Here is a 14,580-nt window from a genome sequence, read left to right as displayed (position 1 = left end):
CACTGACTCCCGGATTATTAATCGCAGCTTCAATCTTTCTATTATTCTTAACCCTACATAAGTTAGGTCGACGGCTTTGGGCTGTCCGCTTGAAACGTAAATAAAACGTATAGCTATACCTGAAATGGCAGAATAATAGTCACTATCAGACCTTTATTTTCTGGTGATGATAACGTAATGGTTCCGTTGTGATTTTCAATGGTTCGTTTAGCAATGGCCAATCCCAAACCTGTGCCGCCGCCATTTTTTGAACGGGATGCCTCTACGCGATAGTAGGGCTCAAAGACATTTTCAAACTCGCTTTCTGGAATCCCGTTTCCATTGTCTTCGATTATTATTTTTACATGTGATGGCAACTCTTCTGTTGTTAACCAGATGGTATCACCACCATAGCGTCTTGCATTATCCAGTATATTTGTCAGGCATCGTGTCAATGCTTGCGGTTGAGCAAATATTGGCTTTTCAATATGTGCACGGTTAATGATAGTAATACCAAGATCTTCCATTCGATCCGCTAAAGTATCCAACAAAGAATTCAAATTTAGTAATACAAAGGATTCTGTTTCCTGACCTGCACGCAAGTAATCAAGAGTGTGCCCGATCATTTTATTCATTTCTTCAAGATCTTGTGAGATCTGTTTTTTGACTTCGCTATTTATATTCCCTTCCAGTTGCAACATTATTCTTGTCAATGGCAATCGCAAATCATGTGACACTGCAAATAATGCTTGAGTTCTTGTCTCGATATATTTTTTCAATTTTTTTTGCATCAAATTAAAAGCTTTTGATGCAGCAACAACTTCTGCAGGACCATTTTCTGGCAATGGCGGAGCATTCATATCAGAACCCAAACTTATTGCCGCTTTAGATAAATCATCAAGGGGCTTAGTTAGTCGTCGTACACTCCAATAGGTAAACAATAAGATGGCAATAGAAAGAATAATAACAAACAACGTGAATCGAAATAAAAATGGATCAACATTATCAGGTAAAAAATAATGAAAAGTTACAGTCTGACCGTCGTTTAATCTGGCCTGTATAAACAACTCTCTTGGATATGAAAAATTTTTATCCTTTTCATGATACATCAAAAATTTACTGTCATTTTCAAAATGTAGTGTTTTTAATATGACTTGTGGGACATTTTTCATTCTCACCACATTTAGTTTTATTTTTTTGTCTAAATAAGAAAGGACTGCTTTTGACAGCGATATAGAATAACTGTCTTTTCCTGAGAGTTGATCTTGCCATGGAATTGACAGAGAAATTGTTGTTGGTAAAACACTTAATGAATGTACGATTTTTTTACGTTCATCCGGTGATACATTATTCAGAACAGAAATGAGACCAGCCAAGCGTTGTGCCGAATATTCATTTAAAAGATGTGTATTGATTCTTTTATGGTCATCAAATACAAATAAAAATCCCACTACAAGAAAAACAGAAAGGCTCAATGCTAAAGTGAAAAGCACCCTTACCTGCAGAGATTTGTCGTTAACTATGTTTAATCGCATATAACATCACTCGCAAGCTTATATCCTTCACTTCTTACCGTGATAATTAATGCTGGCTCTTTGGGATTATCATTCAGACGACGTCGTAGTCTTGAAATCATGACGTCAATAGTTCTATCTGTCGGTGAAATATCATGACCGGCCAATGACTCCATCAACTGGTCTCGGGATAAAATTTTATTTGGATTTTCAACAAATAAACGTAATAACTTGAACTCCCCTGCTGATAATATTGTAACGACTCCCGATGTATTAATTAGATTGTAAGAACCAAGATCCAAGATCCAATCGGCAAATTTTAATCTTTTTATGGTGTTACTATTTGTTTGAGTTGCGGTATCAGTAACACGTCGTAATACCGACTTTATTCGTGCAACTAATTCTCGTGGGCTAAAGGGTTTCGGTAAGTAATCATCGGCACCTGTTTCTAATCCAATGATGCGATCGACATCGTTGCCCCGTGCTGTCAGCATAATGATAGGCACCGATGAATCTAGCCTGATTTTTTTACATAAAACTAACCCATCATCACCCGGAAGCATTAAATCCAAAATGATGAGATCAGGCTTGAAGCTTGATAGTTTTGAAAACATAGCAGAACCATCATGAGCCACAGCAACATCGTAGCCATGAGAACCCAAATACGTAGCCAACAGGGAGGTTAGTTTTAAGTCATCATCTACCACAAGGATCTTATTATGCATAATTATCTATAGAGCCTCTTCATCATGCCTCTATATATGTAATACCACTAGCAGATGTAAAAGTCGCAAATTATCACATTTCATTTACAAAAAAATTTAACGTAACAAACTTGGTTTACAAAGATGTTCAATACTCAGTATATCGAAAGAAATGCAGAAGAAACGATGCATCTCTTTCGCGGAGATATCGAAAACCAATTTGACGTTACGATATCTACATATAATTTTTAAATGGCTCGGTAATTGGGATTGCCTGTTCAAATTTAATAAATAATCTCAATACCGATTTGGAGGATAACATGAAAGGTTTCGCATCTGGTTTAATCGTTTCTTCAGCTTTATTGTTATTCATGAGCGTCGCTCAAGCTGATATAGAAACATATCAAACCCACGGCATGGTAAAAGGAATTGATGCGGCAAACAATCGTATCACATTGTCTCAGGATGCCGTTTCAGAATTAGGATGGCCACAAAGAACAATGACTTATAATGTCGATGGTAAAAACATTCTTGACGGCGTAAAGGTCGGCCAAAGTGTTGATGTATCTTTCTCTGCTGACTCTCCTTATAACGCATCAGTTCACTTTGTCACACCGACCAAATAATGCTTTAAAACATATACCGAACAAAGTTTAACTATTTGCGCCAGTCTCACCTGGCGCAAATCATTCATTTTGCTTTCCCGCTTGCTTTATAACACCTCAGAACCATACTTTTTAAAGAACCTTTGTCTCTCTGGGCTCTGACCCGATGTTTCTGTGCCTGATAACACAAAGACATCTCCTGAATAAATCAAAGGAGATACAAAATGCTGATTGACTATACATCGACGTGGGTTGAAATACTGATTGCTGCTGTAGGATTGGGATGGTTGATCTCTTTAGCCATTTATATCTTTCGTGAATATGAACGCGGTGTGGTTTTTACTCTGGGGCGATTCACGAAAGTGGCTGGACCAGGGCTGGTTATCGTCATCCCTTTTATACAAAAGATCGCGCGCGTTGATCTCCGAACCATTGTGCTGGAAGTTCCTACGCAGGATATTATTTCACGAGATAATGTGTCCGTTAAGGTCAGTGCTGTCGTTTATTTACGTGTGATTGACCCAGAGAAAGCCATTATTCAGGTGATGGATTATCTCAATGCCACCAGTCAATTGGCACAAACGATGTTGCGGTCAGTATTGGGCAAGCATCAATTAGATGACATTTTGGCTGAACGCGAAAAATTAAACACCGATATTCAGCATGCTCTCGATGCGCAGACTGATTCATGGGGGATCAAAGTTTCCAACGTCGAAATAAAGCAGGTCGACCTGACCGAATCTATGATCCGGGCTATCGCTCGACAAGCGGAAGCAGAACGTGAACGGCGCGCCAAAGTGATCCATGCGGAAGGTGAACTGCAGGCTTCTGAAAAACTCTATCATGCAGCCAAAGTTCTTGCGCAAGAACCACAAGCCATCTTACTGCGATATCTGGAAACACTGACGGTCATTGGTGCGGATAAAAATACGACGGTTGTCTTCCCTCTGCCCATGGATCTTGTTGGTCCCTTGGTAGAGCGAATAAAGACTGAAGTGAAAAAATAAGGCTAGATAGGCATCCTTTTCCTTTATTCGGGCTGGTATGATCGACTCAGACGATCATGATGTCTGCCACATGCCACCCGAATAAATCCACCGGAACCGGATATGAAAATAAAATTCAGCCTATTAAGCCTTTTTTTATTGAGTTTCACCTGTCTTGCCGAAACCAAGCCTGTCGAAAACCCGAATTTTACACATGGAGTAACGATGCTGGGTGCAGGCGGTCAAACCTGTACTGAATACAACCAACATCGTAATAAGAGTTTCTCTCATGTCATGGATATGCACTGGATTGCGGGTTTTATCAGTGCTTACAGCCTGATCCATGATATTCAATACACCACATTATCTGCCGATGATTTCTTTAATCGTTTCGACAAGTATTGCCAGAAACCGGAATATGCCAATACACCGATATCCAACGTCGCTCATGCGATGATGTATGACATTGATAAAGAACTGGGCGTACCTGCTGACTTCGGCAATGATTTCAAAGAAATGAATAAAGAGGCCCAATAAGGCCTCATCCTCATTGAGCTTCGGTAGATTCTGATTCTGGTTCTTGCTCCAATTCGGGTAAAGGTTGCAAAGGCAGTGTGAAATAAAAATTCACTCCACCTCCCAACCGATTTTCGGCCCAGATCCGCCCGCTATGGGTTTCAACTATTGCCCGACAAATGGCAAGACCCAACCCTATCCCCGGGATCGTTGATTCTTTCTCACCGCGGGCAAATTTTTCAAAAATTAACTTTTCCTGTCCGGCTGGTAACACGGGCCCCAGATTCCATACTGTGACCAATAATTCGGTATCAAGGGCTTCTACATCAACGCCGATCGTGACGCCATTTCCTGCATATTTGCAGCCATTTTCCAGCAAATTCACAAAAACACGTTCGATGAGTACGCCATCGCAATTCAATAGCGGTAATTCCGGTGGAATATTGATTTCTAAAGGATGCCCGGTCAGCGGAATATTCAAGGTGGTCAGTGCGCTACCCACAATCTCTTGCAATGATTGCCATTCTTTTCGCAGGTAGAAGCCTTCCGATTCCAAACGGGCCATATCCAGCAAATTATTAACAAGACGCGTTGTACCCAAAACTTGTGATCGAATGGCATTCGCTTGTTGCGTATGTGGCGAATTATCCATTGCCAGTGATTGCATCAGCATCTCTGCCTGCGCAAACAATATCGTTAACGGTGTTCGCAAATCGTGCGAAAGAGCAGCCAGTAATGCATTGCGCAAACGCTCAGTCTCACTGTGCAATTTTGCCTCTTCAGCCATATGCGCTAGCAATAACCGCTCTAGTGCCACTGCAATCAGCAACGCATAGGTATCGAGTAAGCGTTGTTGTTCCGGGATCATCAATATACGCAGATTCGTGGGCTCTAAAACCAATACTCCTAAGGTTTTCAACGGCGTAATCAACGGCACATAGCGTTGCGCTGCTGCGGGTAATGTATCGGTTCCCATGCCTGCATGTTCGCTGCGTTCAAAACTCCATTGTGCAATCGCCTGATCAAACTGTATCTGTTTTCGTCCGATCACTCTTAACCGTGGTTGTTGTTCATCGGGTAATAACAATGTTGAACCGGCTCGGAAACTCCGCTTGAGAAAATGCTCCGCCGTTCGGGCAATATCTTCTGCCGTCAATGCCGAGCTTAGTGCCTTGGCCATTTCAAACAAATTTCGCGCACGTTCCTCACGATACTGAGCGACACGTGCCTGATAGCGGGCCCAGGCAGTTAACTGCCCGATAATGACACCAACCAGTAACATCACGCCGAACGTGAACAAATATTGCACATCGCTGACAGCAAATGAAAAGCGCGGGGTCACAAAGAAGAAATCGAAACTAGCCACATTGATAATGGCAGAGACACTGGCACTCAACCGACCATATAACAACGCAACCAACACAACGCCTAACAGATAAAGCATGATGATATTAAGAGGAGCCAAATAATCGGTCAGCAATGAAGACAACAGCGTAATGGCGACACAGCTCAATAAGGCAAAGCCGATCCCTGAAAACTGACGTTGCCATTTTTCATCCTTATGGCGAATATCGGCCGGTAAAACCGAACCGGGAAGCGATTCGCTCTCGGTAAGGGACACAATCAATAAATCGAGATCGGGCCCCCGCGTTCCAAGACGATGCGCAAAACTGCCTTTCCACCAGTGGTGCCAGCGCCGTTGGCTGTGACGCCCGATCAGAATTTTGCCCAGATTATGCTCACGGGCATAATGCAGCACGGCTTCTGCCTCATCTTGTGCAGGTAGTGTTGAGGTTTCAGCACCCAGTTCCTGAGCAAGATGCAGCGTTGATAAAATTCGGCGCCGGTCCTGTTCTGGGCGTCGATGTAACCGTGGCGTTTCAACATAAACGGCGTGCCAAACACACCCCAGCCTTCCTGCCAATCTGGCTGCGACACGCACTAATTTTTCATTACCACTGCCCGGCCCGACACAAACCAGAATCGCATCACGGGTATGCCAAACCGGTTCATTGGCCCGGCGAAAAGCCTGCATCTGATCATCCACCCGATCAGCCGTGCATCGTAAAGCCAATTCGCGCAGCGCAATCAGATTTTCTTTGCGGAAAAAATGTTCAATAGCACGTTCGGCTTGCTGGGGCAGATATACCTTTCCCTCATCAAGACGCCGTCTCAAATCGTCTGGTGGTAAATCCACCAGCACTACTTCATCGGCCTCTTCATATAACCGATCAGGCACCGTTTCCCGGACTCTGATCCCGGTAATACTGCCGACGATATCGTTCAGACTTTCTAAATGCTGAACATTCAATGTCGTTAATACATCGATCCCCGCCGCCAGCAACTCTTCAACATCCTGCCAGCGTTTCGGATGCCGAGAGCCTGGCATATTGGAATGCGCCAGCTCATCGACCAAAACCAATGCAGGCGCACGAGCAAGTGCGCCATCAATATCAAATTCATGGAACGTATGTTTTCGGTAATGAACCTGTTTTAACGGAAGAGGTGTCAAGCCTTCCAGTAGTATCGCCGTTTCACTTCGCCCGTGAGTTTCAACCACACCAACCAGCACATCCAATCCTTCGGAACGTAACCGTTGTGCTTCTTGCAACATGGCGTAGGTTTTCCCTACGCCGGCACACGCTCCGAAAAAGATTTTCAGATGCCCTCGCGGTGGTCTGACTTCTGTCAGTAACACATCCGGATCGGGACGCAGATCTTCATCATCGAGCGGCATGAGATTCATCCTGAAGGTCTAATGCTAAGTTTAAAATCATCACATTCACCATCGGTACACCGGTAAACCAACCTGAGTGGTCAACATACTGATCCAGTATTTTTTTCACTTGAGTATCTTTCAGCCCACGGCTTTGCGCTACCCGATCCAACTGGTAATAAGCAGCAGCCAGACTGATCTGCGGGTCTAAGCCACTAGCAGAAGCCTGGATCAAATCCACCGGAACAGGTTTCGTTCGTTCCGTTGTTTGTTGCCAGTATCGGATACGCGTTTTCCATTGCTGCATTAAATCCGGGCTACTCGGGCCATAGTTACTGCCACCGGAGGAGAGCGCGTCAAAGTTCCCAGCTGAAGGGCGTGGCCAGAAATAACGGGGATCGGTCAGATTCTGTGCCAGCAACGCAGAGGCAACCGCTCTACCGTCGCGATATAACATGGAACCATTTGCCTGTTTATGGAACATGATTTGTGCTCCTCCCGTTACCAGTAACGGATAAGCCACCCCGGTCAGTAATGTCATCAGTATCAGCATTTGTAACGCTGTTCGGAACATTTTCATATTAAACCCAACCCATCAGTGCCAGAAAAAGATCGATGGCTTTGATGCCAATGAACGGCAGAATAATCCCGCCCAACCCGTAATAGAATAAATTACGGCGTAACAATGACTTGGCTGACAATGGCTGATAATGAACACCTCTGAGTGCCAGCGGGATCAGTGCAATAATGATCAGTGCATTAAATATCACCGCCGACATAATGGCCGATTGCGGCGAAGCCAGATGCATCAGGTTCAGGGCTCCCAGTTGCGGATAAGTGGCCACAAATGCCGCCGGCAGAATGGCGAAATATTTAGCCAGATCGTTAGCCAGACTGAAGGTAGTCAGCGAACCTCGCGTCATCAGCATTTGTTTGCCGATATGCACGACCTCGATGAGCTTAGTCGGGTTGGAATCCAGATCCACCATGTTTCCGGCCTCTTTCGCGGCCTGTGTACCACTGTTCATTGCGACCGCGACATCGGCCTGAGCCAGGGCTGGCGCATCATTGGTGCCGTCACCGGTCATTGCCACCAGTCGGCCTTCAGCTTGATACTGACGGATCAGCGCCAGCTTGGCTTCTGGTGTTGCTTCCGCCAGAAAATCATCAACCCCGGCTTCGGCGGCAATCGCGGCCGCAGTCAGCCGGTTATCACCGGTGATCATGACAGTTTTAATGCCCATTCGGCGCAATTCGGCAAAACGCTCTTTGATCCCGCCCTTCACAATATCTTTCAGAGCAACCACACCTAAAACACGGGCACCTTCGGCAACGACTAGTGGTGTTCCCCCGGTTTTCGCGACATCCTCCACCAATTTTTCTACTTCCGGAGGGAAATAGCCCTGATTGGACGCCACATGGCGGCGTAGCGCATCCACCGAGCCTTTGCGGATCATGCGTTCATGGATATTGACGCCACTCATGCGGGTTTGCGCCGAAAATGGCACAAAGGTTGCGCCCAGCGCATGTAGATCATGTTCACGCAAATTGAAACGTTGCTTGGCCAGTACGACGATGCTGCGCCCTTCCGGCGTTTCATCAGCTAGCGAGGCGAGTTGTGCCGCACTGGCCAGATCCAGCTCTTTAACCCCCGGGGCTGGTAAAAAAGCCGCAGCCTGGCGGTTACCCAGCGTGATGGTGCCAGTTTTATCCAGCAACAGCACATCGATATCCCCTGCCGCCTCTACCGCACGTCCGGAGGTGGCAATTACATTGGCGGCCAGCATACGGCTCATTCCCGCCACCCCGATGGCAGAAAGCAACCCACCGATCGTGGTTGGGATCAGGCAAACCAGCAATGCAACCAGCACGGTGACAGAGATAGGCTCACCATGCCCGATGGCATTCACACTGTATTGGGAAAACGGTAATAGGGTCACCACCGCCAATAAAAAGACCAGCGTCAGCGCCACCAACAGAATCGAAAGCGCGATCTCATTCGGAGTTTTACGCCGTTTGGCGCCTTCGACCATCGAGATCATGCGATCCAAGAAAGTTTCACCGGGATTGACCGTACAGCCGATCACCAGCCAGTCAGACAGTACACGCGTTCCACCGGTAACAGCAGAAAAATCACCACCGGATTCCCGGATCACTGGTGCGGATTCGCCGGTGATTGCACTTTCATCAACCGATGCTACCCCTTCAATGACCTCACCGTCACAGGGGATCACTTCACCGGCAGAGACCAGAACATAATCGCCCTTGCGCAAACTGTCGGCTGCCACTGGCTGACTGACAGCTTCGTGATTAGGTGCAGACAGCTTATGTGCAACGACGGTTTTCTTCAGCCCTTTCAGGCTGGCCGCCTGCGCCTTACTCCGCCCCTCGGCCAATGCTTCGGCCAGGTTGGCAAACAACAGGGTAAACCAAAGCCACACCGCTACACCGACAGTAAAAATAATTTCGGATGAGGCATGCGCTGCTAGTTGTACTCCACAGACAATGGTCAGTAAAACACAGCAGCACCATAACACCATCATGACCGGGTTATGCCATTGCGCACGCGGATCGAGTTTTAAGACCGCATGCCACAGGGCCGGTTTGAGTAATTCAGGATCAAACAGTGAAAATTGTTTACGAGACATATACATAATCCCTTAATGAGTCTGCCAGAGGATCAGATGTTCAACAACCGGACCCAATGCCAGCGCAGGAATAAATGTCAGAGCACCGATCAACAGCACCACACCAATCAACATGCCGACAAACAAGGGGCCATGGCAGGCCAGACTACCGGCACTGGATGGCTGATGGCGTTTTTCCGCCAATGACCCTGCTACAGCCAGTACCGGCACCATGACACCAAAACGACCGATAAACATCATCACTGCCAGTGTGATATTCATGAACGGCGTGTTGGCATTCAGACCAGCAAAAGCACTGCCGTTGTTATTGGCGGCCGATGAAAAGGCATACAGCATTTCAGAAAATCCATGTGCACCGGATTCATGCAGACTAACCAGCCCCTGCGGTAAGATCAGTGCCAGCGCCGTGCCTAACAACACCAGAGCAGGCGGAATGAGGATCGCGATGGTCACCATCTTCATCTCATAAATTTCGATCTTCTTGCCCATGTACTCAGGCGTGCGTCCAATCATCAATCCGGCAAGGAAGACCGTCAGAAAAACAAACAGCATCATGCCGTACCAACCACTGCCGACACCGCCAAATACTACTTCTCCGAGCTGCATCAATATCATGGGTACCATGCCGCCCAGCGGAGTCAGCGAATCATGCATCGCATTAACGGCACCGCATGAGGCGGCCGTCGTTACCGTGGCAAACAGCGAAGAAGCCCAGATACCAAAGCGGGTTTCCTTGCCCTCCATGTTACCGCCATTTTGTAAGGCAGAGATCTGTTGATCGACCGGTAACTGGGCCAGCACAGGGTGACCGTGGCTTTCCGCCCACATGATGGTTAATGCGGCAACAACCAGCATGATCCCCATCGTCCACAGTAATGATGAGCCCAGCCGGTGATCGCCGGCCACCCGGCCGAAACAAACACACAAGGCTGCTGGGATCAGCAAAATAGAAATCATCTGCACAAAATTGGTCAGTGCAGTTGGATTTTCAAAAGGATGAGCCGAGTTGGCATTGAAATAACCGCCGCCATTTGTTCCCAGCATTTTGATCGCTTCCTGTGAAGCAACCGGCCCAAGCGGGATATGTTGTGCAACACCATTCAGACCCGGCACATCGATCTGAGCAGCAAAGGTCTGCACGACCCCTTGCTGAGCCAAAAACAGCGCATAAACGAGGCTTAAGGGGAGCAACAGATAAACCGTGATCCGCCAGATGTCTGCCCAGGCATTACCCAGTTGCTGTGTGCCGGTACGGGCCAGTGCCCGCATCAACACAAAGGCCACGGCGATGCCATTTGCAGCAGAAAGAAAATTGTGCACGGTCAACCCCAGCATCTGGCTCAACGGCGACAAAGTCGTTTCCCCAGAATACGCTTGCCAGTTCGTGTTAGTGATAAAACTAATTGAAGTGTTCATCGCCAGCAACGGTGAAACACCGGGCAAATGTTGCGGATTCAGCGGTAATAGATCCTGAAACAGCAGCATGAAAAACAACACGACTGCACCCAAAATATTGAAAAGCAGAACGGCAGCCGCATAGGTCTGCCAGTTCATATGGCTGTTATCTACAATTTTTATACGTGACTCAAACCTGACCAGCCATAACGGTAAACGCTCATCAACCAGCCGAGTCAACGCAATACCTAGCGGCCACGCCAGCAGTAATAACACCGTTATGTAGCTGATGAGCAGCAATACACCTGAACTGAACATCTCAGAACTCCTCAGCCCGGATCAGCGCATAAATCAAATAGACAAACAAAGCCGCGGCCATCAGCCCGGCTAACCACAAGACAAAAGACATTGTTATCTCCTTTCAGATATGGCGTCCTTTCATTAAGCATAAGAAAGAGGAGATAAAGACGTGATAAAAATGAAGGAGATCCCCATAAAATAGATATAAAAAAAGACTCCGGTGCGTTTATTTAAAGGAATAGCAACATTAGCCAGTGTCGTTTTTTGTCATAATGAAGATCAAAGGCATTCCACCTAAGTGAGAAAATATGAATTTTGATTTGTTCTGGTTATTCAGATCACTTCCTGCCGTCATTCTTGGATTAACCATACATGAATTAGCTCACGCTTATACCGCTTTCAAACTTGGAGATATGACGGCCAAAAATGAGGGGCGATTAACGCTCAATCCCCTGAAACATATCGATCCGCTGGGTTTCATTCTGATTGTTATTGCGGGATTTGGATGGGCAAAACCAGTTAGCTTTAATCCGGAACATCTTAAAAATAAGCACAGAGACGAAATTCTGATTTCGCTGGCGGGGCCTATTTCTAATTTTGCGCTGGCATTTTTCTTATTGCTTTGCGCCAGAGGTTTGTTCGTTTTACCCTATTTCCATTACACAGCGACGGGAATAGAAATCATTAATCTACTGGTTTCCTGGGCTGTCATTAATTTCGGACTTTTCTTCTTTAATCTTATCCCTATCCCCCCACTCGATGGTTCCCATATCTATACAACCTTCCTGCAGAAAACAAATCCCAGACTATTTCAATTGGTGTACACGTATGGCACATGGGGGTTGCTACTAATCATCCTGATCCAGGTTAACACCAAAATACAGATCTTGCCGATCATGCCTCTCATCAAAGCAATAACAAACTACTGCATTACCTTGCTGCACTTTACATAGACAATACTGAAGATGATTTAGGCAGGAACAGTTTAAAGGCAACCGGATGATAATCCGGCTGCCGAATCGATGATTAATGAGCGGTTTTGTTTATATCATGAATGACAGGACTAAATGGAGAATCGGCAGTAAAAGAGGCATCTACTGGCTGACCTTTTGCCAACCCCTTGAGAGCATCATTACTGTTGACCTTGTAGGTCATTGTGCGCATTGGCCATCCCAGTTCGGAAACACCATCTTGCGCTAAGGTAACCTGTTGGTTTGCTTCATCGATTTGTTGCACAGTGCCATGGACTCGATAGCTGTTTATCTCAGCCTGAGCAGCAACTGCTGTAATCAGTGAAAAAACTGCCAGAGCCGTCAGAGATACTGAGTTTTTCATGTCTATTACTCCTGAACTGCGTTGCCAAAAACACAACCTAATGATTTATATCAGATGTAATTACCTCCAGTGTAAAACAATCCTCTTTGAACACCTCTCTCTTTTGGAAATAAACACCAATAGAAATCATTATCATTAGTATTATAGTCAGAGATCGCAAAATCGCCTCATAAAAACGAATAAAAAATGAACAATTTTTTCCCTGAGATCTATTTCATTGAACTATATCGATAATAAAAAAATCCCCGCTTTCAGAGCGGGGATTTTAAGGTTTCTAATTATAATTCTTCGCCGTTACTGCTGATGACTTTCTGATACCAGCCAAAGCTCTTCTTGCGGCTTCGAGCCATGGTGCCAGAACCATCATCATGTTTATCAACATGGATAAAGCCATAACGTTTACGATATTCACCGGTAGTGAAAGAAACGCAGTCCAGACATCCCCATGGGGTATAACCAATCAGGTCAACACCATCCACCGTCACTGCTTTTTTCATCTGTTCAATGTGTGCTTTCAGATAGGCAATACGATAATCATCATTAATTTCACCATTTTCTTCGACTTTATCGAAAGCTCCAAAACCGTTCTCAACAATAAACAAAGGCTTTTGATACCGTTCATACAGTGCATTTAACGCGAAACGCAAACCTACAGGGTCAATTTGCCATCCCCAATCTGATGCTTTCACATAAGGATTCGGAACACTACCCGCAAAACCCGTGATCCCATTTCCTGCCGCAACCTGATCCGCTTTGACAGCATTAGACATGTAGTAACTGAACCCGACATAATCACAGCAGCCTTCTTTTAGGGTTTTCGCATCTTCGGGAGCCATTTCAATGTGATACCCTTTGCGTTCCCATTCTTTCAACGCATAGGCCGGATATTCACCGCGCATATGTACATCGCCAAACAGATAACGATCATGCATCGACTCCTGCGCGTACATGATGTCATCAGGGTGACAAGAGAAAGGATAAAGCGGAACAAAAGAAATCATACAACCGATTTTGAAATCAGGGTTGATCTGATGACCTAATTTAACCACCTTGGCACTGGCCACCAATTCATGGTGTACCACCTGATACATCACCTCTTCCGGACGTTCATAATCGTTGAACACCACGCCAGAGCAGCAGTAACCAAACAACGGATATTGATGATTTTTCTGGTTATTGATTTCATTGAAAGTCATCCAGTATTTCACTTTATTCTTATACCGTTTCATCACGGTTTCGGAATAATGAACAAAGAAATCAATCACCTTCCGGTTTGCCCAGCCACCGTATTCCTTGACCAGATGATTCGGCATTTCAAAGTGCGACAGCGTGATCACCGGCTCGATGCCATATTTCAGCAGTTCATCGAATAGATCATCATAGAACTGCAAACCCGCTTCGTTGGGTTTGGTTTCATCGCCATTCGGAAAAATACGAGTCCAAGCAATAGAGGTACGGAAACATTTAAAGCCCATTTCAGCAAATAAGGCGACATCTTCTTTATAATGGTTATAAAAGTCAGTCGCTTCATGATTCGGATAGTAGTAACCATTTTTGATGTCACCCGTGATCACCCGATCTTCGTTGACAGAACCACCCGATAGAACATCACAAATGCTGACGCCTTTACCGCCCTCATTCCAACCACCTTCAACCTGATGCGCCGCAACAGCCCCACCCCATAAAAAATTTTTTGGTAAAAGACTAGTCATATTCTCATTTCCTAAAATGATGTTCAGTGAAATTGAAATCATTATAACCAAAAATGAAACCGGTTACAGAGAGCGGTTTCATTTCCTAGAGGCAGATCTCAATCGTGTTAAATTGCAGCTCACCATGTCAAAGTAGGAACAAAATCGCGTGCTTTGCCGTTAAACCATAT

At 45.6% G+C, this 14,580-nt stretch carries 13 protein-coding genes; 4 read left to right on the top strand and 9 right to left on the bottom strand.

Annotated features, from left to right (window positions below; translation table 11 throughout):
• Positions 1–113 precede the first annotated feature (113 nt).
• Positions 114–1,514: an ATP-binding protein gene (locus H027_RS18195; protein WP_081741316.1), complete on the bottom strand. Its 1,401-nt coding sequence runs from the start codon at positions 1,512–1,514 to the stop codon at positions 114–116.
• The gene (locus H027_RS0100230; protein WP_024870529.1) at positions 1,505–2,218 is read right to left on the bottom strand and encodes a response regulator; all 714 of its coding nucleotides are present in this window, start codon (positions 2,216–2,218) and stop codon (positions 1,505–1,507) included. Before H027_RS0100230 ends, H027_RS18195 begins: the two co-directional genes overlap by 10 nt.
• 299 nt (positions 2,219–2,517) lie before the next feature.
• On the opposite strand from H027_RS0100230, the gene H027_RS0100225 reads away from it, so the two are divergent.
• From H027_RS0100225 to H027_RS0100215, 3 genes are all read left to right on the top strand, one after another.
• Positions 2,518–2,823 (top strand): copper-binding protein, encoded by a 306-nt coding sequence (locus H027_RS0100225; protein ID WP_024870528.1) that lies wholly within the window; start codon positions 2,518–2,520, stop codon positions 2,821–2,823.
• 203 nt (positions 2,824–3,026) lie between these two features.
• Positions 3,027–3,809: a slipin family protein gene (locus H027_RS0100220; RefSeq protein ID WP_024870527.1), complete on the top strand. Its 783-nt coding sequence runs from the start codon at positions 3,027–3,029 to the stop codon at positions 3,807–3,809.
• 102 nt (positions 3,810–3,911) lie between these two features.
• Complete coding sequence (locus H027_RS0100215; RefSeq protein WP_152536678.1) at positions 3,912–4,325, top strand: hypothetical protein; 414 nt, start codon at positions 3,912–3,914, stop codon at positions 4,323–4,325.
• Between the two features lie 10 nt (positions 4,326–4,335).
• On the opposite strand, the gene kdpD is transcribed toward H027_RS0100215, so the two are convergent.
• Genes kdpD through kdpF form a run of 5 tightly spaced genes read right to left on the bottom strand, consistent with a single transcriptional unit; the run spans position 4,336 to position 11,472 of the window.
• Positions 4,336–7,041 (bottom strand): two-component system sensor histidine kinase KdpD, encoded by a 2,706-nt coding sequence (gene kdpD / locus H027_RS0100210; RefSeq protein ID WP_024870525.1) that lies wholly within the window; start codon positions 7,039–7,041, stop codon positions 4,336–4,338.
• The gene (gene kdpC / locus H027_RS0100205; RefSeq protein WP_024870524.1) at positions 7,028–7,600 is read right to left on the bottom strand and encodes a potassium-transporting ATPase subunit KdpC; all 573 of its coding nucleotides are present in this window, start codon (positions 7,598–7,600) and stop codon (positions 7,028–7,030) included. The genes kdpD and kdpC overlap by 14 nt, the downstream gene beginning before the upstream one ends.
• Position 7,601: 1 nt before the next feature.
• Positions 7,602–9,668: a potassium-transporting ATPase subunit KdpB gene (kdpB, locus tag H027_RS0100200; RefSeq protein ID WP_024870523.1), complete on the bottom strand. Its 2,067-nt coding sequence runs from the start codon at positions 9,666–9,668 to the stop codon at positions 7,602–7,604.
• A 12-nt stretch (positions 9,669–9,680) separates the two neighbouring features.
• A complete protein-coding gene (gene kdpA / locus H027_RS0100195) occupies positions 9,681–11,381 on the bottom strand; it encodes a potassium-transporting ATPase subunit KdpA (protein WP_024870522.1) in 1,701 nt (566 codons plus the stop codon).
• 1 nt (position 11,382) lies between these two features.
• A complete protein-coding gene (kdpF, locus tag H027_RS17305) occupies positions 11,383–11,472 on the bottom strand; it encodes a K(+)-transporting ATPase subunit F (protein ID WP_038149111.1) in 90 nt (29 codons plus the stop codon).
• Positions 11,473–11,671: 199 nt separating this feature from the next.
• Here kdpF and H027_RS0100185 point away from each other — a divergent pair, with 199 nt between their 5' ends.
• Entirely contained in the window at positions 11,672–12,316 is a 645-nt protein-coding gene (locus tag H027_RS0100185) for a site-2 protease family protein (RefSeq protein ID WP_024870521.1), read from the top strand.
• A gap of 73 nt (positions 12,317–12,389) precedes the next feature.
• Here the strand turns inward: H027_RS0100185 and H027_RS0100180 are convergent, their stop codons facing one another.
• Together H027_RS0100180 and H027_RS0100175 are read right to left on the bottom strand one after the other, a co-directional pair.
• Complete coding sequence (locus H027_RS0100180) at positions 12,390–12,698, bottom strand: copper-binding protein (RefSeq protein ID WP_024870520.1); 309 nt, start codon at positions 12,696–12,698, stop codon at positions 12,390–12,392.
• Between the two features lie 278 nt (positions 12,699–12,976).
• Positions 12,977–14,410 carry a 6-phospho-beta-glucosidase gene (locus H027_RS0100175; RefSeq protein WP_024870519.1) on the bottom strand — a complete coding sequence of 478 codons (1,434 nt, stop codon included), beginning with the start codon at positions 14,408–14,410 and terminating at the stop codon, positions 12,977–12,979.
• Positions 14,411–14,580 lie beyond the last annotated feature (170 nt).

The sequence above is a fragment of the Tolumonas lignilytica genome, from assembly GCF_000527035.1.
GTDB classification, from domain to species: domain Bacteria; phylum Pseudomonadota; class Gammaproteobacteria; order Enterobacterales; family Aeromonadaceae; genus Tolumonas; species Tolumonas lignilytica.
The sequence above is the reverse complement of the archived record's forward strand: the minus strand, read 5'-3'. Positions and strand labels throughout refer to the sequence as shown.